General features: G+C 69.1%; 15 protein-coding genes and 1 other RNA gene. 11 read left to right on the top strand and 5 right to left on the bottom strand.

What is annotated here, in order from left to right; translation table 11 throughout:
- Window positions 1-16 precede the first annotated feature (16 nt).
- The 5 genes from AACH11_RS06975 to AACH11_RS06955 all read right to left on the bottom strand — a co-directional run bounded on the left by AACH11_RS06975 (window position 17) and on the right by AACH11_RS06955 (window position 3,572).
- Window positions 17-490, bottom strand: a complete 474-nt coding sequence (locus AACH11_RS06975) for a tripartite tricarboxylate transporter TctB family protein (RefSeq protein ID WP_341373474.1) — start codon at window positions 488-490, stop codon at window positions 17-19.
- A gap of 239 nt (window positions 491-729) precedes the next feature.
- Window positions 730-1,103, bottom strand: a transfer-messenger RNA (tmRNA) gene (gene ssrA, locus AACH11_RS06970).
- A 15-nt stretch (window positions 1,104-1,118) separates the two neighbouring features.
- Window positions 1,119-1,829, bottom strand: a complete 711-nt coding sequence (gene gph / locus AACH11_RS06965; protein WP_341373473.1) for a phosphoglycolate phosphatase — start codon at window positions 1,827-1,829, stop codon at window positions 1,119-1,121.
- Window positions 1,826-2,536: a bifunctional 2-polyprenyl-6-hydroxyphenol methylase/3-demethylubiquinol 3-O-methyltransferase UbiG gene (gene ubiG, locus AACH11_RS06960; RefSeq protein ID WP_341373472.1), complete on the bottom strand. Its 711-nt coding sequence runs from the start codon at window positions 2,534-2,536 to the stop codon at window positions 1,826-1,828. The genes gph and ubiG overlap by 4 nt, the downstream gene beginning before the upstream one ends.
- A 295-nt stretch (window positions 2,537-2,831) precedes the next feature.
- Window positions 2,832-3,572 (bottom strand): OmpA family protein, encoded by a 741-nt coding sequence (locus AACH11_RS06955; protein WP_341373471.1) that lies wholly within the window; start codon window positions 3,570-3,572, stop codon window positions 2,832-2,834.
- A gap of 392 nt (window positions 3,573-3,964) precedes the next feature.
- On the opposite strand from AACH11_RS06955, the gene gyrA reads away from it, so the two are divergent.
- The 11 genes from gyrA to AACH11_RS06900 all read left to right on the top strand — a co-directional run bounded on the left by gyrA (window position 3,965) and on the right by AACH11_RS06900 (window position 17,466).
- Window positions 3,965-6,625 carry a DNA gyrase subunit A gene (gene gyrA / locus AACH11_RS06950; protein ID WP_341373470.1) on the top strand — a complete coding sequence of 887 codons (2,661 nt, stop codon included), beginning with the start codon at window positions 3,965-3,967 and terminating at the stop codon, window positions 6,623-6,625.
- A 59-nt stretch (window positions 6,626-6,684) separates the two neighbouring features.
- On the top strand, window positions 6,685-7,245 hold the full coding sequence (locus AACH11_RS06945) for a DUF2059 domain-containing protein (RefSeq protein WP_341373469.1): 561 nt from the start codon (window positions 6,685-6,687) through the stop codon (window positions 7,243-7,245).
- A 44-nt stretch (window positions 7,246-7,289) separates the two neighbouring features.
- Window positions 7,290-8,414, top strand: a complete 1,125-nt coding sequence (gene pheA / locus AACH11_RS06940) for a prephenate dehydratase (protein ID WP_341373468.1) — start codon at window positions 7,290-7,292, stop codon at window positions 8,412-8,414.
- A 52-nt stretch (window positions 8,415-8,466) separates the two neighbouring features.
- On the top strand, window positions 8,467-9,462 hold the full coding sequence (locus AACH11_RS06935) for a prephenate dehydrogenase (RefSeq protein WP_341373571.1): 996 nt from the start codon (window positions 8,467-8,469) through the stop codon (window positions 9,460-9,462).
- Between the two features lie 117 nt (window positions 9,463-9,579).
- Window positions 9,580-11,631, top strand: a complete 2,052-nt coding sequence (locus tag AACH11_RS06930; protein WP_341373467.1) for a bifunctional 3-phosphoshikimate 1-carboxyvinyltransferase/cytidylate kinase — start codon at window positions 9,580-9,582, stop codon at window positions 11,629-11,631.
- Between the two features lie 212 nt (window positions 11,632-11,843).
- On the top strand, window positions 11,844-13,574 hold the full coding sequence (gene rpsA, locus AACH11_RS06925; protein ID WP_341373466.1) for a 30S ribosomal protein S1: 1,731 nt from the start codon (window positions 11,844-11,846) through the stop codon (window positions 13,572-13,574).
- A 144-nt stretch (window positions 13,575-13,718) separates the two neighbouring features.
- The gene (locus AACH11_RS06920; protein WP_341373465.1) at window positions 13,719-14,027 is read left to right on the top strand and encodes an integration host factor subunit beta; all 309 of its coding nucleotides are present in this window, start codon (window positions 13,719-13,721) and stop codon (window positions 14,025-14,027) included.
- A gap of 92 nt (window positions 14,028-14,119) precedes the next feature.
- Window positions 14,120-14,455, top strand: a complete 336-nt coding sequence (locus tag AACH11_RS06915) for a lipopolysaccharide assembly protein LapA domain-containing protein (protein ID WP_341373464.1) — start codon at window positions 14,120-14,122, stop codon at window positions 14,453-14,455.
- 7 nt (window positions 14,456-14,462) lie between these two features.
- Window positions 14,463-15,626, top strand: a complete 1,164-nt coding sequence (lapB, locus tag AACH11_RS06910; RefSeq protein WP_341373463.1) for a lipopolysaccharide assembly protein LapB — start codon at window positions 14,463-14,465, stop codon at window positions 15,624-15,626.
- A 59-nt stretch (window positions 15,627-15,685) separates the two neighbouring features.
- Window positions 15,686-16,390 (top strand): glycosyltransferase, encoded by a 705-nt coding sequence (locus tag AACH11_RS06905; protein WP_341373462.1) that lies wholly within the window; start codon window positions 15,686-15,688, stop codon window positions 16,388-16,390.
- 20 nt (window positions 16,391-16,410) lie between these two features.
- Window positions 16,411-17,466: a glycosyltransferase gene (locus AACH11_RS06900; protein WP_341373461.1), complete on the top strand. Its 1,056-nt coding sequence runs from the start codon at window positions 16,411-16,413 to the stop codon at window positions 17,464-17,466.
- The last annotated feature ends 24 nt before the right edge of the window (window positions 17,467-17,490 follow it).

The following is a 17,490-nucleotide window of genomic DNA, read 5'->3' as shown; positions in this document are numbered from 1 at the left end:
CATGATGCGTGTTTCCTCAGGCGCCGGTGGCGGTCATGAACGCCGGCAGCACCGGGATCACCAGTTTCAGACCGACCACGAAGATCAGCCACGAAGCGACCGTCAGCACGACGGCGGAGATCACCGCGTCCTTCCAGCTGAACTCGTCGCCGGCCAGGCAGGCCACGATGATGGTCACAGGCAGCGTGACGACCAGGCCGGCCCGCGGCAGCAGGAAGCCGAACAGCGCGACGGCCAACGGGATGATGACCAGCGGACGCCAGACGATGCCGCCCAGCGGCTCGCCGTCGGCGGTGTCGACGGTCAGCGACTTGAACAGCACCACCGCGCCGAGCACGGCCTGCAGCAGGCCCAGACCGAAGGGGAAATAGCCCGGGCCCGGTCGGGCCGAGCTGCCGAAGCTGTACTCCATCGCGCCGAGGGCGAAGCCCAGGCCCACGACGATGAACATCAGCCCCGACCAGAAATCCTTCTGGCTCTTGATCTTCATGCTTTCATCTCCAGGTTCTCAGGGTGCCCGCTGCACTGCAGATCCGGGCGACAGGCCACTGAAGTCCTCCTGCCCCGATACCGGGTACAGCCACACTCCACGAGTCGGCGGATTCTAGGAATCGCCTCCCTGTGCCCGTCTGTGGATTCCACGTAAGCAGCACTCAGGGTTGCCACCGATGGCGACCCGGAAAAAAGAAAGGGCCCGACGGTGAGGTCGGGCCCTGTCATCCTGGTGTCTGGTGGAGCCGGGGGGAATCGAACCCCCGTCCGCAAGCCATCACCGGCCAGTTCTACATGCGTAGCTGTCTGATTTGAGTCTCACCGCCCCGGTCGCGCAGCAGCACGCTACCGGGACAGCCAGTCACCTTGAATCTCGCGTCAGGTCAAGTGACCCGGCCGGACGCCAGCCGATGTGCATGACTTCGCAGCCCTTGCCTTGCGGCTCAGGCCCGGCCCATCGGCCAACCGTTGCGAAGCTCACCGGTGTTTAAGCGGCGAGGGCGAAACGTTCGTCGTTCGCAGTTACTTTGTTTCCAGTGGTTTTACGAGCGAACTGGTGCTCGGCATGCCCTGAACCGATTCCGTACCCACGTCGAAGCCAGGTCGGCCCCAGGAAAGCGCGTAGTCTAAGCCAGATCCAGCCAGTGCGTCAGCGCGGCCGGCGCATCGAGCACCGCATCGGCGCCCCAGTCGGCCGGCCGGGGCCCGTCGCCGAGGTAGCCCCAGCCAGCGGCCAGCGCCGGCATGCCCGCCGCACGGGCCGCGACGATGTCGCGCTCGTCATCGCCGACGTAGATGCATGCGTCCGCAGGCAGCGCCAGGCGCCGGGCGGCCTCCAGCAGCGGGTCCGGATGCGGTTTGGGCCGAGGCGTGCTGTCGCCGCCGACCAGCACCGCGGCCCGTGGCCACAGGCCCAGGCCCTCGCACACCGGGGTCGCGTAACACAGGTGCTTGTTGGTGACGATGCCCCAGCGCAGGCCGACCTGCTCCAGCCGGTCGAGCAGTGCGCCCACGCCGTCGAACGGTCGTGTGGCGCGCAACAGGCGCTGCGCATAACGCGCCAGAAAAGCGTCCTTCAACGCATCGAAACCGGCCTCACCCGGCGCCAGGCCGAAGGCCGCACCGACCATGCCGCGCGCGCCGGTACCCACCAGCGGCCGCAAGCGCGCATAGGGCAAGGGATCGAGGCCACGCGCCACGCGCAGGTCGTTGGCCGCCCCGGCCAGATCCGGCGCGCTGTCCACCAGCGTGCCGTCGAGGTCGAACAGCACGGCCTGCGGCAGCCGGCCGTGCGACGGCAGGCCCCCGGCCGCGGCCGCGGCGTGTGCGTCGCTCACCCCGGAACCTTGCAGTGCAGCAGGTAATTCACCGAGGTGTCCTGGTGCAGGCTGTAACGCTGGGTCAGCGGGTTGTAGCCCAGGCCGGCGAAGCCCTGGGGATCGAGCGCGGCTTCGCGCGCCCAGCGCGAGAGCTCGCTCGGGCGGATGAAGCGCTGGTATTCGTGCGTGCCCTTGGGCAGCAGCTTGAGCACGTACTCGGCCCCGACGATGGCCATCAGCCAGGCCTTGGGGTTGCGGTTGAGCGTCGAGAAGAAGACGTGGCCACCGGGCCGCGCCAACCGCGCACACGCCATGATGACCGAGGCCGGATCGGGCACGTGCTCCAGCATCTCCATGCAGGTGACGGTGTCGAAGCTGCCCGGCTGCTCGGCCGCCAGCGCCTCGACCGCGACCTCACGGTAGCGCAGGTTCGGCAGGCCGGCCTCCATCGCGTGCAACTGGGCGACCTTCAGCGGCTTGACCGACAGGTCGATGCCCAGCACCCGGGCCGCGCCACGACGGGCCATGCTCTCGGCCAGGATGCCGCCGCCACAGCCCACGTCCAGCACCTGACGGCCAGCCACAGGGGCCAGCCGGTCGATCCAGTCCAGGCGCAGCGGATTGATCTGGTGCAGCGGGCGGAACTCGCCCTCGGGGTCCCACCAGCGGTGGGCCAGCTCGCCGAACTTGGCCAGCTCCTGCGGATCGGCATTCAAGGTGCTCATGACGGAGACGGTCCCGCGGACGGGACGCTGGGAACGGATGGACGACGGAGGCCCGATGGTAAGCGGCACGCCGACACGCACCGCAGCGCGGGGCGACGCAGGGCCACGCCACGCGCGGCTGCTCGACGACAAGCCGGCGACAGGCCTCGCGGCCGGGTGCGGCCGTGACGGCCGCCTGCGCGGACCCCTGAAACGACGAACCCCGCCGGAGCGGGGTTCTGCAGGGACCCCGTGCGGACCTGCCGCACGGTGGTGATCACCCCCGGACCGTCGCGGACGACGGCCCGGCCGGGCATCACTTCTTGACGTCCTTGGTACCGACGACCTCGATCTCGACGCGGCGGTTCTTCGCACGGCCGTCGGCGGTCTTGTTGTCGGCGACCGGAGCGCTCTCGCCCTTGCCTTCGGTGTAGACGCGGTTCTTGTCGATGCCCTTCTTGACCAGATAGGACTTGACGGCTTCCGAGCGACGGACCGACAGCTTCTGGTTCGAGGCATCGCTGCCCACCGCGTCGGTGTGGCCGACGGCGATGATGACTTCCAGGTTCACACCCTTGGCCTTGCCGACCAGCTCGTCCAGGCTGCCCTGGGCATCCTTCTTCAGGACCGACTTGCCGGTATCGAAGAAGGCGTCGGCGGCGAAGCTGACCTTCTCGCTGGTCGGAGCGGCCGGAGCCGGAGCGGGCACCGGAACCGGCACGACGGCGCGCGGGGCGGCGGCAGGAGCCGGGGCGACCGGAGCGGGCGCCGGAGCGACCGGCGCCGGGGCGACGGCGGCCGGAGCCGGAGCGGGGGCAGCGGCCGGAGCCGGTGCCGGAGCAGCGGCCGGCTTGGCAGCGCCATCGCAGCCGGTGGCGGCGGTGGCCGGGGTCCAGTTGGCATCGCGCCAGCACAGTTCGCTGGTGCCGTTCTTCCAGACGGTGCCGTCGGTCGAACGCCAGTTGTCACCGCCCGTGCTGACCTGGGCGAAGGCCGCCAAGGGCGCGGCGATCGCGGCCGACGCGAAGAGCACCGCCACCTTGTTCAGTTTCTTCATGATTCTCCTCTCGAGGAAAGCCGCAGATGCCTGCGTAACGTCCAAATCGGATGCCGTGAGTCAGCAGGAAGCGCCACGTACGAACCACGTCCGCGCACCTGCCGGCGACCGATTCATTCTGCCACCAGCGTCCCGGGCCCACCCCTTTTTTGGCCGGACGGGGGCGGCAAGCCCGGCGGATGTTGCTCAGCCGCGACAGTGCGCCGCCGTCTACAATGACCGGTTGCCGCGATCACGATCGTCCGTCACTCGGCCCGACACACGGGCACGGGCCGGGCATCCGCCTCGCCCGGCCCGCGTCGCAGCCGTCCACGAGGACGGGCGCGGCGCGGGTCCGTCCCTGTTGGCTTACTGACCCGGTCCGGCCGCCCGCGGCCCGCGGCCACCCGCGCATGACGCCCTTCGCCAAGGAAACCCTGCCCATCAGCCTCGAAGAGGAGATGCGGCGCTCCTACCTCGATTACGCGATGAGCGTGATCGTCGGTCGTGCCCTGCCTGATGCGCGTGACGGCCTGAAGCCGGTGCATCGCCGCGTGCTCTACGCGATGCACGAGCTGAACAACGACTGGAACCGGCCGTACAAGAAATCGGCCCGCATCGTCGGCGACGTCATCGGCAAGTACCACCCGCACGGCGACACGGCGGTCTACGACACGATCGTGCGCATGGCCCAGGACTTCAGCCTGCGCCACATGCTGGTCGACGGCCAGGGCAACTTCGGCTCGATCGACGGCGACAACGCCGCGGCGATGCGGTACACCGAAATCCGCCTGTCGAAGATCGCCCACGAGATGCTGGCCGACATCGACAAGGAAACGGTCGACTTCGCGCCGAACTATGACGGCTCCGAGAAGGAGCCGACGGTGCTGCCGGCGCGGCTGCCCAATCTGCTGGTCAACGGCTCGGCCGGCATCGCGGTGGGCATGGCCACCAACATCCCGCCGCACAACCTCAACGAGATCATCGACGCCTGCCATCACCTGCTGAAGGCACCGGAGGCGACGATCGACGAGCTGATGCAGATCGTGCCGGCACCGGACTTCCCGACCGCCGGCATCATCTACGGCCTCAACGGCGTGCGCGAGGGCTACCGCACCGGCCGTGGCAAGGTCGTGATGCGGGCCAAGGTCCACTTCGAGGACATCGGCAAGGGCGACCGTCAGGCGATCATCGTCGACGAGATCCCCTACCAGGTGAACAAGAAGAGCCTGCTCGAGCGCATCGCCGAGCTGGTGCACGAGAAGAAGATCGAGGGCATCAGCCACATCCAGGACGAGTCGGACAAGTCCGGCATGCGGGTGGTCATCGAGCTCAAGCGCGGTGAAGTGCCCGAGGTGGTGCTGAACAACCTGTACAAGCAGACGCAGCTGCAGGACACGTTCGGCATCAACATGGTCGCGCTGATCGACGGCCAGCCCAAGCTGTGCAACATCAAGCAGCTGCTGGAGATCTTCCTCGAGCACCGGCGCGAGGTGGTGACGCGGCGCACCGTGTACGAGCTGCGCAAGGCCCGCGAGCGCGGCCATGTGCTCGAAGGCCTGGCGGTGGCACTGGCCAACATCGACGAGTTCATCGAGACGATCAAGAACTCGCCGACGCCGCCGGTGGCCAAGCAGGCGCTGATGAGCAAGAGCTGGGACAGCTCGCTGGTGCGCGAGATGCTGACCCGCGCCGGCACCGACACGCCCGGCGGCCGCGAGGCGTATCGCCCGGAAGGCCTGCCGGCCAGCTACGGCCTGCAGGCCGACGGCTTCTATCGCCTGAGCGACGACCAGGCCGGCGAGATCCTGCAGATGCGTCTGCAGCGCCTGACCGGTCTGGAGCAGGACAAGATCATCGGCGAGTACAAGGAGGTGATGGCCGTCATCGCCGACCTGCTCGACATCCTGGCCCGCCCGGAACGCGTCACCACCATCATCGGTGACGAGCTGAGCGCGCTGAAGGCCGAGTTCGGCTCGACCAAGCTGGCCGTGCGCCGCTCGGTCATCGAGGCCCATGCGACCGAGCTGGGCACCGAGGACCTGATCACGCCCACCGACATGGTGGTCACGCTCAGCCACACCGGCTACATCAAGAGCCAGCCGCTGACCGAGTACCGCGCGCAGAAGCGCGGCGGCCGCGGCAAGCAGGCCGCCTCGACCAAGGACGACGACTGGATCGACCAGCTGTTCATCGCGAACACGCACGACTGGATCCTGTGCTTCTCCAACCGCGGCCGGGTCTACTGGCTGAAGGTCTGGGAAGTGCCGCAGGGCGGTCGCGCCTCGCGCGGCAAGCCGATCGTCAACATGTTCCCGCTGCAGCCCGAGGAGAAGATCACCGTCGTGCTGCCGCTGACCGGCGAGTTCCGCAGCTTCCCCGAGGACCACTACGTCTTCATGTGCACGGCGCTCGGCACGGTCAAGAAGACGGCGCTGCCGGACTTCAGCAACCCGCGCAAGGCCGGCATCATCGCCGTCGACCTCGACGAGGGCGACTACCTGATCGGCGCCGCCCTGACCGACGGCAAGCACGACGTGATGCTGTTCTCCGACGGCGGCAAGGCCGTGCGCTTCGACGAGGACGACGTGCGCCCGATGGGCCGCCAGGCCCGCGGCGTGCGCGGCATGATGCTGGAGGACGGCCAGAACGTCATCGCCATGCTGGTGGCCGAGGACGAGAGCCAGAGCGTGCTGACGGCCACCGAGAACGGGTATGGCAAACGCACCTCGATCGTGGAATACACGCGGCATGGTCGAGGGACCAAGGGCATGATCGCGATCCAGCAGAGCGAACGCAACGGCAAGGTGGTCGCCGCCACGCTGGTGCGTGCCGAGGACGAGATCATGCTGATCACCGACAAGGGCGTGCTGGTGCGCACCCGCGTCGCCGAGATCCGCGAGATGGGCCGCGCCACGCAGGGCGTGACGCTGATCGCGCTCGACGACGGGGCCAAGCTCAGCGGGCTGCAGCGCATCGTCGAGAACGATGCGGCGGTGGACAGCAGCGGCAGCGACGACCGCGGCGATGACGCCGAGGGCGACGCGGCCGAAGACGCCGGATCCTCGACCTGAACCCCGACGGCGCCCCTTCCGTGGCGCCGCTCTCCACCGCCAACGCAGGATTCCCGAAGATGTTCCGTTTTCCCCTGGCCCGCACCCTGGCCCTGACCGCACTGGCCTGCGCGACCACGCTGTCGGCCGCCCAGGCCGCCGACAAGAAGGCCCTGGTGCAGAAGGTGCTGCAACTGCAACAGCCGGCCATCGAGGCCATCGGCGCCGGCATGGTCGTGCAGACCACCCAGCAACTGCTCAACGGCGCCGGCCGCTACATCGGTCAGGTGCCCGCCGACAAGCGCGAGCTGATCGGCAACGAGATCAAGGCCGAGGCCAAGAAGTTCGTCGAGGACAACGTGCCGGCGATGAAGTCGGCCGCCGTCAAGGCCGCACCGGCCACCTACGGCGCCGCGCTGGAGGAGAAGTTCTCCGAGGACGAGCTCAAGACGCTGGTGGCCTGGCTGGAATCGCCGGTCAGCCGCAAGTTCCAGCAGATGGGCATCGAGTCGCAGCAGGCGCTGGTGCAGAAGATCGCCGCCGACAACCGCAGCACGCTGGAAGGCAAGTTCAAGGCGCTCGACCAGTCGATCGCCAAGAAGCTGGGCCTGCCGGCCAACGCCGCCCCGGCCAAGAAGTGATCCCCGCGGCCCCGGCCGCCCTTCCGTCCGTCTGAATCCGCGCCATGGCCGATCCTGCCGACACGCCCCCGACTCCCTCCGCGGTGCAACCCGAGTTGCTCGCGCTGCGCGACCGCATCGACGCCCTCGACCGCGAGCTGCTGGAGATGATCAACCGCCGCGCGCGGCTGGCCCAGGAGGTCGGCGAGATCAAGAAGAAGGAAGGCTCGGTGGTGTTCCGCCCCGAGCGTGAGGCGCAGGTCATCGACGGTCTGAAGACGGCCAATCCGGGGCCGCTGAAGAACGACGGCGTCGCGCCGATCTGGCGCGAGATCATGTCGGCCTGCCGCGCGCTGGAGACGCCCACGCGCGTGGCCTATCTCGGCCCGGCCGGCACCTTCAGCGAGGAGGCCGCCCTCGGCTTCTTCGGCTCGTCGATCGTGCGCGTGCCGTGCGCGAACTTCGACGAGGTGATGCGCGCGACCACCGCCGGTGCCGCCGACTTCGGCGTGATGCCGATCGAGAACAGCACCGAAGGCAGCGTCGCCCGCACGCTGGACCTGATGCTGACCTCGCCGCTGTTCATCATCGGCGAGACCAGCCTGATCGTGCGCCACAACCTGCTGCGCCGCGTCGAGGGCATGGACGGCATCACCGCCGTCTGCGCGCATCCGCAGGCGCTGGCCCAGTGCCACGGCTGGCTCAGCCGCCACCTGCCCGACGTCGAGCGCCGTCCGGTGTCGAGCAACGCCGAAGGTGCGCGGCTGGCGGCCCAGGATCCCTCGCTGGTGGCCATCGCCAGCCTGCGCGCGTCCAGCGAGTTCGGTCTGCACGTGCTGTCGCCCGCGATCCAGGACGAGGCCCACAACCGCACCCGCTTCGTCATCGTCACCCACCCCGAGCGCCATCCGGCGCCGCGGGCCTCGGGTCACGACAGCACCAGCCTGGTGGTCAGCGTGCCCAACCGTCCGGGTGCGGTGCATGACCTGCTGATCCCGCTGAAGACCCACGGCGTGTCGATGACCCGCTTCGAGTCGCGACCGGCACGCTCCGGCCAGTGGGAGTACTACTTCTACATCGACGTGGCCGGCCACCCCGACCAGCCCCAGGTCGCCAAGGCGCTGCAGGAGCTGCGCCAGGCCTGCGCCTTCTTCAAGGTGCTGGGCGCCTATCCGGTGGACGTGCACTGAGGACGGGCCACGCGTGAGCACAGGACAGACCACCCTCGGTGGCGAGCCGGCGATGCAGCCCGTCGTGCAACAGCTGGGTGTCATCGGCTGCGGCCTGATCGGCGGCTCCTTCGCGCTGGCCCTCAAGCGCGCCGGCATGGTCCGTCAGGTCGTCGGCTACAGCAAGTCGCCGACCACCACCGAGACGGCGCGCCGTCTCGGCGTGATCGACCGCGTCGCCGAATCGGCGCTGCTGGCCGTCTCGGGCTCGGATGTGGTGCTGGTGGCCGTCCCGGTGGCCGCCACCGAGACCACGCTGAAGAACATCCGCGAGCTGGTCTCGCCGGACATGCTGGTGATGGACGTCGGCTCGACCAAGCGCGACGTGGTCGACACCGCGCGCCGTGTGCTGGGCGAGAAGATCGGCAGCTTCGTGCCCGCTCACCCGATCGCCGGCAAGGAGTCCGCCGGCGTCCAGCATGCCGACGGCGCGCTCTACCAGGGCCGTCAGGTGATCCTGACACCGCTGCCGCAGACCCGGGCCTCGCACGTCGACCGTGCGACGCTGCTGTGGCAGGCCGCCGGCGCCGTCGTCCAGCAGATGTCGGCCGACAGCCATGACGCGGCCTTCGCCGCCGTCAGCCACCTGCCGCACCTGCTGGCCTTCGCCTACTTCTCGGCCATCGCCAACCAGCCGGCCGGCCCCGAGTTCCTGTCGCTGGCCGGCCCGGGTTTCCGCGACTTCACCCGCATCGCCGCCAGCGATCCGACGATCTGGCGCGACATCCTGCTGGCCAACCGCGAGGAGGTGCTGCGCCAGTCGCAGCGCTTCCGCTACCAGCTCAAGCTGCTGGAGACCGCGATGGCCAGCGGCCAGTCCGCGGATCTCGAAGAGTTGATCCGTCTGCCCGCACTGGCCCGCAGCCAGTGGCAGATCGGTGGCGCCCCGGTCACCACAGGCCACCCGGGACCGGCCCCGCAGGGGGGTGCCGCCACCACGGGCGCGGCCGGGTCCGGCACGCCACCGGCGGGCCAGACGCCCTCGCCCGGCGCGCCGCGGCCACGCTGACCCGGCCCCCGCCGTGTGGCGGCGCCGGCCACCGGCCCGCACGCCGCATCCGCCGCACACCCGGCCGCCCCTGACCGCGGCCGTGCCCCGTTCCACCCCGCCCCACCGTCCGACGCCATGTACGCCATCCCCCGCCTGGACCTCCCGCCGCTGCGCTCGGCCGCCGGCCATGTGCAGCTGCCCGGCAGCAAGAGCATCTCCAACCGGGTGCTGCTGCTGGCCGGCCTGAGCGAGGGCACGACCCGCGTGCGCGACCTGCTCGACAGCGACGACACCCGGGTGATGCTGGCCGCGCTGCGCGCCCTCGGCTGCACGCTGGTCACCCAGCCCGACGGCGCGCTCGACGTCACCGGCATCGGCGGCCGCCTGCCGGTGCACGCGGCCCAGCTCTTCCTCGGCAACGCCGGCACCGCGATGCGGCCGCTGACCGCCGCGCTGGCCGTGCTGGCCGCGCAGCAGGGCGGCGACTTCGAGCTGTCGGGCGTCGCGCGCATGCACGAGCGGCCGATCGGCGACCTGGTCGATGCGCTGCGCGCCCTCGGCTGCCCGGTCGACTACCTCGGCCAGGAGGGCTACCCGCCGCTGAAGCTGCGTGGCGAGGCTGGCGGCCGGCTCGACACCGCCCGCGAGATCCCGGTGCGCGGCGACGTCTCCAGCCAGTTCCTGACCGCCCTGCTGCTGGCCCTGCCGCTGGCCAGCGACACCGGCCCGGTCACCATCGCCGTGCAGGGCGAGCTGATCAGCAAGCCCTACATCGAGATCACGCTGAACCTGCTGGCGCGCTTCGGCATCGCCGTCGAGCGCCAGGGCTTCGAGCGCTTCACGATTCCCGCCGGCAGCCGCTACCGCACGCCGGGCGAGATCCACGTCGAGGCCGACGCCTCCAGCGCCTCCTACTTCATCGCGCTGGGCGCGATCGCCGCGGCCGACGCGCCGGTGGTCATCGAGGGCCTGGGCCTGGACTCGATCCAGGGCGACATCCGCTTCGTCGAGGCCGCCCAGGCCATGGGCGCCCAGGTGCAGGGCGAACCCGGCCGGCTGGTCGTGCGCCGCGGCGCCTGGCCGCTGAAGGCCATCACGCTGGACTGCAACCACATCCCCGACGCCGCGATGACGCTGGCGGTGATGGCGCTGTACGCCGAGGGCACGACGCGGCTGACCAACATCGCCAGCTGGCGCGTCAAGGAGACCGACCGCATCGTCGCGATGGCCGCCGAGCTGCGCAAGCTCGGTGCCCACGTGGTCGAAGGCGCCGACTTCATCGAGGTCACCGCCCCGGCCGCCGACGGCTGGACCGCCGCACCGATCCACACCTACGACGACCACCGCATCGCGATGTGCCTGTCGCTGGCCGCCTTCCACCCGCTGGTGGCCGCCCCCGGCCGCACGGTGACGGTGCCGATCCTCGATCCGAAGTGCGTCGCCAAGACCTTCCCCGACTACTTCGAGGCGCTGTTCGCCGTCTCGACGGCCGAGGTCGCCGACATCCCGGTCATCACCATCGACGGCCCGACCGCCTCGGGCAAGGGCACGCTGGCGGCGCAGGCCGCCGCCGCCCTCGGCTGGCACCAGCTCGACAGCGGCCTGCTCTACCGCGCCACCGCCCTGGCCGCGCTGCGCCAGGGCGTGGCCGCCGAGGACGCCGACGGCCTGGCCGCGGTCGCCCGCGGGCTGAAGCTGCGCTTCGACGGCGAGCGGGTGCTGCTGCGCCACGCCGCCACCCCGCCCGGTCAGGACGGCGAGGACGTGGCCGACGCGCTGCGCCAGGAACAGGTCGGCAGCCTGGCCTCGCGCATCTCGGCCCACGGCGCCGTGCGCGCCGCGCTGAACCAGCTGCAACTGGACTTCCGCCGCCTGCCGGGCCTGGTGGCCGACGGCCGCGACATGGGCACGGTGATCTTCCCCGACGCCGGCCTCAAGGTGTTTCTCACGGCCAGCCCGGCGATGCGCGCCGAGCGCCGCTACCAGCAGTTGATCGGCAAGGGGATTTCTGCTAGTCTCGACGCCCTTCGCGCGGACCTGGAAGCGCGTGACGAGCGCGACCGCAACCGCGCCGTCGCGCCGCTGAAGCCGGCCGCGGATGCGGTCTTGCTGGACAACTCCACGCTCGGCATCGAGGAATCGGTGCAGCAGGTGCTGTCCTGGTGGGCCGGACGCCGCCAGGGCTGACGAGCCCGCAGGCCACCGCGTCGCCGCCTGCACCGCGGCCTTCCGCTGCGGGTGCGCCTTCACGAAGACCCCAGGCCGCCTTCCGGCCGCGACCGCCCGCCCGGGTCGTCGCGCCGGCGGGCGTTCATCCACCCGGCAGCCGCCCGGCTGACCGTCAACCCCCGCCGGCTTTCATCCCTCTTGGTTTTCGCCGGCACCAAGGAACCCCCCGAATGTCTGAATCCCTGGACCAGATCCCCGACAGCCCGTTCGCCACGGCGCCCGTCGAGAGCTTCGCTGCCCTGTTCGAAGAATCGCTGCTGCGCGCCGACATGCGCGCCGGCGAGGTCATCTCGGCCGAGGTCGTGCGCATCGAGCACAACCACGTCGTGGTCAACGCCGGCCTGAAGTCGGAAGCCTACGTTCCCATCGACGAGTTCAAGAACGACCAGGGCGAGATCGAGGTCCAGGTCGGTGACTTCGTCTCGGTGGCCATCGACGCCATCGAGAACGGCTACGGCGACACCATCCTGTCGCGCGACAAGGCCAAGCGTCTGGCCTCGTGGCTGTCGCTGGAGACCGCGCTGGAATCGGGCGACTTCGTCGCCGGTACCGTCTCCGGCAAGGTCAAGGGCGGCCTGACCGTCCTGGTCAACGGCATCCGCGCCTTCCTGCCGGGTTCGCTGATCGACACCCGTCCGGTCAAGGACCTGACCCCGTACGAAGGCAAGACGCTCGAGTTCAAGGTCATCAAGCTCGACCGCAAGCGCAACAACGTGGTGCTGTCGCGCCGCGCTGTCGTGGAAGCCTCGATGGGCGAAGAGCGCGCCAAGCTGCTCGAGACCCTGACCGAAGGCGCCATCGTGCACGGCGTGGTCAAGAACATCACCGAATACGGTGCGTTCGTGGACCTGGGCGGCATCGACGGTCTGCTGCACATCACCGACATGGCCTGGCGCCGTGTCCGTCACCCGACGGAAGTGGTGCAGGTCGGCCAGGAGCTGAACGCCAAGGTCCTGAAGTTCGACGCCGAGAAGAACCGCGTCTCGCTGGGCCTGAAGCAGCTGGGCGACGATCCGTGGCTGGGCGTCTCGCGCCGCTACCCGAACAACACCCGTCTGTTCGGCAAGGTCACCAACATCGCCGACTACGGTGCGTTCGTCGAGATCGAACCGGGCATCGAAGGCCTGGTGCACGTCTCCGAGATGGACTGGACCAACAAGAACGTCGCCCCGTCCAAGGTCGTGAGCCTGGGCGAAGAGGTCGAGGTCATGGTCCTGGAGATCGACGAAGACAAGCGTCGCATCTCGCTGGGCATGAAGCAGTGCCGCGCCAACCCGTGGGAAGAGTTCAGCTCGAACGTCCACCGCGGCGACCGCGTCAAGGGCCCCATCAAGTCGATCACCGACTTCGGCGTGTTCGTGGGCCTGGCCCAGGGCATCGACGGCCTGGTGCACCTGTCCGACCTGTCGTGGCACGAAACCGGCGAAGCCGCCGTGCGCAACTACAAGAAGGGCCAGGAAGTCGAAGCCATCGTGCTGGCCATCGACGTCGAGCGCGAGCGCATCAGCCTGGGCATCAAGCAGCTGGATGGCGATCCGTTCGCCACCTACACCTCGGTCAATGACCGTGGCCAGCTGGTCGCCGGCAAGGTCAAGACCGTCGACGCCCGTGGCGCCGAGATCCAGCTGAACGACGACGTCACCGGCTACCTGCGTGCGTCCGAGATCAGCCGCGATCGCGTCGAGGACGCCCGCAACGTGCTGAAGGAAGGCGACGAAGTCTCCTGCATGATCATCAACGTGGACCGCAAGGCCCGTTCGATCCAGCTGTCGATCAAGGCCAAGGACGCCGCCGACCAGCAAGAGCAGATGCAGCGCCTGGCCCAGAGCAACGAGCGCGAGAACGCCGGCACGACCAGCCTGGGCGCCCTGCTGCGCGCCAAGCTGGACAACCGCGAGTAATCGCGGCCCGGCTGTCGGGCCGGCCGTCCGCGTGGCGGCCGCCCGACATCACGCTCCCCCGACGCGCTTCCCGTGCTGCCTGCGTGCAGCGGCCCCGTATGATCCGGGGTTTCCAACGGGAAGCGCGTTCCGCTTGTTGAGACGATGACCCGCAGTGATCTGGTGAACCGGCTGGCCGAACGCTTCGGTCAGCTGACACAGCGCGACACCGAGTTCGCGGTCAAGACCATCCTGGATGCGATGAGCGACGCCCTGGCGCGCGGCCACCGCATCGAGATCCGCGGCTTCGGCAGCTTCTCGATCAACCGCCGGCCGCCGCGCGTCGGGCGCAACCCGCGCAGCGGCGAGAAGGTGACGATCCCCGAGAAGCTGGTCCCGCACTTCAAGCCGGGCAAGGCGCTGCGCGAGGCGGTCGATGAACGGCTGCCCGTGCTCGATCTGGCCGACGACTGACGCTGCGCCCGCGCGGCCATTCGCCGCCCGCCCGACGACGGCCCGCCTCGTGCGGGCCGCGGTGCTTCTGGCGTCCGTAGAATGGCCGCACCATGCGCTTGTTGGTCTGGCTGCTCCGCGCCTTCCTTTTCTTCGCCCTGTTCGCCTTCGCGCTGAACAACGCCCAGCCGGTGGTCATCCACTGGTTCTTCGGTGCCCAATGGCAGGCGCCGATGGTGATCGTGGTCCTGGTGGCCTTCACCGGTGGCGCGGCGCTCGGCATCGCGGTGATGCTGCCGGGCTGGTGGCGCCGGCAGAAGCGCAAGGCCGTGGCCGCCGCCCGGGCCGAGGCCGCCGCCGCGGTCACCGATGCGCGCAGCGCCCAGGGCCCGGCCACCCGCACCCCGCCCGAAGCGCCACCCCAGCATCCGCCGCGCGTCGGCCTCTGAGATCCCGATGCCCGAATTCGACTGGACCTGGCTGCTGCTCGGCCTGCCCCTGACCTTCGCCCTCGGCTGGCTGGCCTCGCGCATCGACCTGCGCCAGTGGCAGCGCACCGACCGCCAGGCGCCGCGCGCCTACTTCAAGGGCCTGAACCTGCTGCTGGCCGAACAGCCCGACAAGGCGATCGACGCCTTCATCGAGGCGGTGCAGGCCGACCCCGACACCTCCGAGCTGCACTTCACGCTCGGCAACCTGTTCCGCCGCCGCGGTGAGTTCGAACGCGCGGTGCGCGTGCACGAGCACCTGCTGCAGCGCGCCGACCTGGCCGAGGCCGACCGCCAGCGCGCCCAGCACGCACTGGCCCAGGACTACATGAAGGCCGGCCTGTTCGACCGCGCCGAGGAGGCCTTCCGCGCACTCGAGGGCTCGCCGTTCGAGACGGAATCCCGGCTGGCCCTGCTGGGCCTGCACGAGCGCTCACGCGACTGGCGCGCAGCCGCTGACATCGCGCAGCTGCTGGAGAAATCGGGCACCGGTTCCTTCGCGCAGCGCATCAGCCACTACCAGTGCGAGCTGGCGCTGCAGGCCGACGAACGCGGTGAGCACGACGGCGCCGCAGCAGCGCTGGAGCGCGCGCTGGAGACCGCGCCGCAATCGGCCCGCCCCTGGGTGCTGCAGGCCCAGCGCCAGCTGCGCCTGGGGCAGGCCGCCGCCGCACTCGACGCCTGGACCGAGCTGCGCCAGCGCAACCCCGAGGCCTTCGCCCGCCTGGCCGCCGACTACGTCGCCTGCGCCCAGGCCGCCGGCCAGACCGAGGCCGCGCGGCAGACGCTGGCCGCCCTCTACGAACGCCACCCGAGCCTGGACCTGCTGCGCGCCCTCGCCCCGCTGGAGGGCCAGCTGCCCGGCCTGTCGCCCCGCCTGCTGACGCTGCTGCGCCAGGAGCCCAGCCTGGGCGCGGTGATGACGCTGCTGGATCTGCCCTTCGACGATGCCCGCGCCGCCTGGAACGAGCCGCTGCGCGAGGCCGTGCGCAATGCGCTCGTCGACACCGCCCGCCCGCTGCAGCGCTACCGCTGCGCGGCCTGCGGCTTCGAATCCCAGCGCCACTTCTGGCAATGCCCGGGCTGCCTGAGCTGGGACAGTTTTCCGAACCGCCGGCTGGACGAATCGTGACACCGCATACCCCTGGAACGCCGGCCGACGGCGCGCCGGATGACCGCATCATCCTGTGCATGAAGTGGGGCACCAAGTACGGCCCCGAGTACGTCAACCGGCTCTACGCCATGGTGCGCCGACACCTGCGCGGCGACTTCCGCTTCGTCTGCCTGACCGACCGCGCAGAGGGCATCCGCGCCGAGGTGCAGTGCCTGCCGATCCCGCCGCTGGACCTGCCGCCCGGCATCCCCGAGCGCGGCTGGACCAAGCTGACCACCTTCAGTGCCGACCTGCACGGCCTGCGCGGCACCGCGCTGTTCCTCGACCTGGACGTGGTGATCGTCGACGACATCACGCCCTTCTTCGAGCAGCCGGGCGAGTTCCTGATCATCCACGACTGGAAACGGCCCTGGCGCATCACCGGCAACTCGTCGGTCTACCGCTTCCGGCTCGGCGCGCACCCGGACCTGCTGCAGCATTTCCGCGCGAACTTCGAGGCGGTGCGCCGCCAGGTCCGCAACGAGCAGGCCTATCTGTCGGAGCAGCTGCACGGCCAGGGCCGGCTGGCCTACTGGCCGGCCGAGTGGTGCGCGAGCTGGAAGTACCACTGCATCCCGCGCTTTCCGACCAACTACTGGCGTGAGCCGGCGATTCCGGCCGGCGCCCGCATCCTGATCTTCCACGGCGTGATGAACCCGCCCGACGCACTGGCCGGCCGCCGCAACGGCAACTGGCGCCGGGCGCGACCGGCGCCGTGGATCGCCGATCACTGGAAAGAGTGAATCCCTCGCCTGTAGACCGCATGCATATCTGTCACGTGATACTCACCGACAGCTTCGCCGGAAGCGAGCGGTATGCCATTGACTTGGCCAATCGCCAAGCTGTCGATCACGACGTTTCGATCGTGCTGTCGAAAGGGGCGACGGACGACAGGCCTGATGCATTGGCCCACCGGTTGTCACCCGCAGTTCGTCAGTACCACGTCGATGCTTGGAAGCCGTTCCGGACAAGAGCCACAGCGAAACTGCTCGGCGCCCTGCCGCACGTCGATGTGTTCCACGCTCACCTGAGCCAAGCCTGCAAGTCACTTTCACTTCAGCGCCTGCTGAAAGACAACGCAGACGCCGCCAAGATCGCCACGCTTCATATTCATTACAAGAAACAACAGCACGGCGCAATGGACGGATTGATTGCCATTGCACCATGGCAAACCAGCGCCATTCCGGGCGACAGGGACTTCGTTCAAATCGACAACTGGCTCTCACCGACCGTGAAGGAGGCGAACCGCCAGGACAGAGAGGAACTTCGAGCACAGCTAGGCCTATCGCCCGAAACCTTATTGGTAGGCGCACTGGGACGGGTGGAGCACAGCAAAGGGCACGCCACGCTCATTGACGCCTGGACAGCACTGAGCCCCCATCCCCGACAGGCCCGCCTCGCCATCGTCGGCGGCGGGCGGGAATGGAAAAAGATCCGAGCGCTCGCTTCGGCAGACGTCGTGATGCCCGGATTCTCCGCGCGGCCAGAGAAATGGATGGCAGCGTTTGATGTTTTTGTGAGTTCGGCCCTCAGTGAACCGTTTGGACTCGTATTTCTGGAAGCCATGAGCGCCGGCTTGCCCATCATCGCCTCAGACAGTGAGGGCGCGCGACATCTTTCAAGACTGATCCGATCGTCGCTGCTTCCTGCCGGGGATTCGAATATCCTGAAGGAAGCACTCCAGAGCGTGATTGGAAATTACCCAGGAAGAATCACTTACGACCTGGGCGAATTTGACGCAAAAAGAAAATCGGATCAAATAATAGAATACTACAAATACACACTGAAAAAAATGGCACCCCGAAGATCGAGGCAATGAAGGAAAATTCGAAGAACGCCACAA

This window comes from Pseudaquabacterium rugosum, assembly GCF_038066575.1.
Lineage (GTDB): Bacteria > Pseudomonadota > Gammaproteobacteria > Burkholderiales > Burkholderiaceae_C > Pseudaquabacterium > Pseudaquabacterium rugosum.
This window is presented reverse-complemented; position numbering and strand designations above follow the sequence as displayed.

Bases quoted from the DNA above. Each gene is read 5' to 3' on its own strand.
- AACH11_RS06900 (WP_341373461.1), top strand. From the start codon at position 16,411: ATGCATATCTGTCACGTGATACTCACCGACAGCTTCGCCGGAAGCGAG.
- AACH11_RS06945 (WP_341373469.1), top strand. From the start codon at position 6,685: ATGTTCCGTTTTCCCCTGGCCCGCACCCTGGCCCTGACCGCACTGGCC.
- pheA (WP_341373468.1), top strand. From the start codon at position 7,290: ATGGCCGATCCTGCCGACACGCCCCCGACTCCCTCCGCGGTGCAACCC.
- AACH11_RS06915 (WP_341373464.1), top strand. From the start codon at position 14,120: ATGCGCTTGTTGGTCTGGCTGCTCCGCGCCTTCCTTTTCTTCGCCCTG.
- lapB (WP_341373463.1), top strand. From the start codon at position 14,463: ATGCCCGAATTCGACTGGACCTGGCTGCTGCTCGGCCTGCCCCTGACC.
- AACH11_RS06975 (WP_341373474.1), bottom strand. From the start codon at position 490: ATGAAGATCAAGAGCCAGAAGGATTTCTGGTCGGGGCTGATGTTCATC.
- AACH11_RS06955 (WP_341373471.1), bottom strand. From the start codon at position 3,572: ATGAAGAAACTGAACAAGGTGGCGGTGCTCTTCGCGTCGGCCGCGATC.
- gyrA (WP_341373470.1), top strand. From the start codon at position 3,965: ATGACGCCCTTCGCCAAGGAAACCCTGCCCATCAGCCTCGAAGAGGAG.
- AACH11_RS06935 (WP_341373571.1), top strand. From the start codon at position 8,467: ATGCAGCCCGTCGTGCAACAGCTGGGTGTCATCGGCTGCGGCCTGATC.
- ubiG (WP_341373472.1), bottom strand. From the start codon at position 2,536: ATGAGCACCTTGAATGCCGATCCGCAGGAGCTGGCCAAGTTCGGCGAG.
- AACH11_RS06920 (WP_341373465.1), top strand. From the start codon at position 13,719: ATGACCCGCAGTGATCTGGTGAACCGGCTGGCCGAACGCTTCGGTCAG.
- rpsA (WP_341373466.1), top strand. From the start codon at position 11,844: ATGTCTGAATCCCTGGACCAGATCCCCGACAGCCCGTTCGCCACGGCG.
- AACH11_RS06905 (WP_341373462.1), top strand. From the start codon at position 15,686: ATGAAGTGGGGCACCAAGTACGGCCCCGAGTACGTCAACCGGCTCTAC.
- AACH11_RS06930 (WP_341373467.1), top strand. From the start codon at position 9,580: ATGTACGCCATCCCCCGCCTGGACCTCCCGCCGCTGCGCTCGGCCGCC.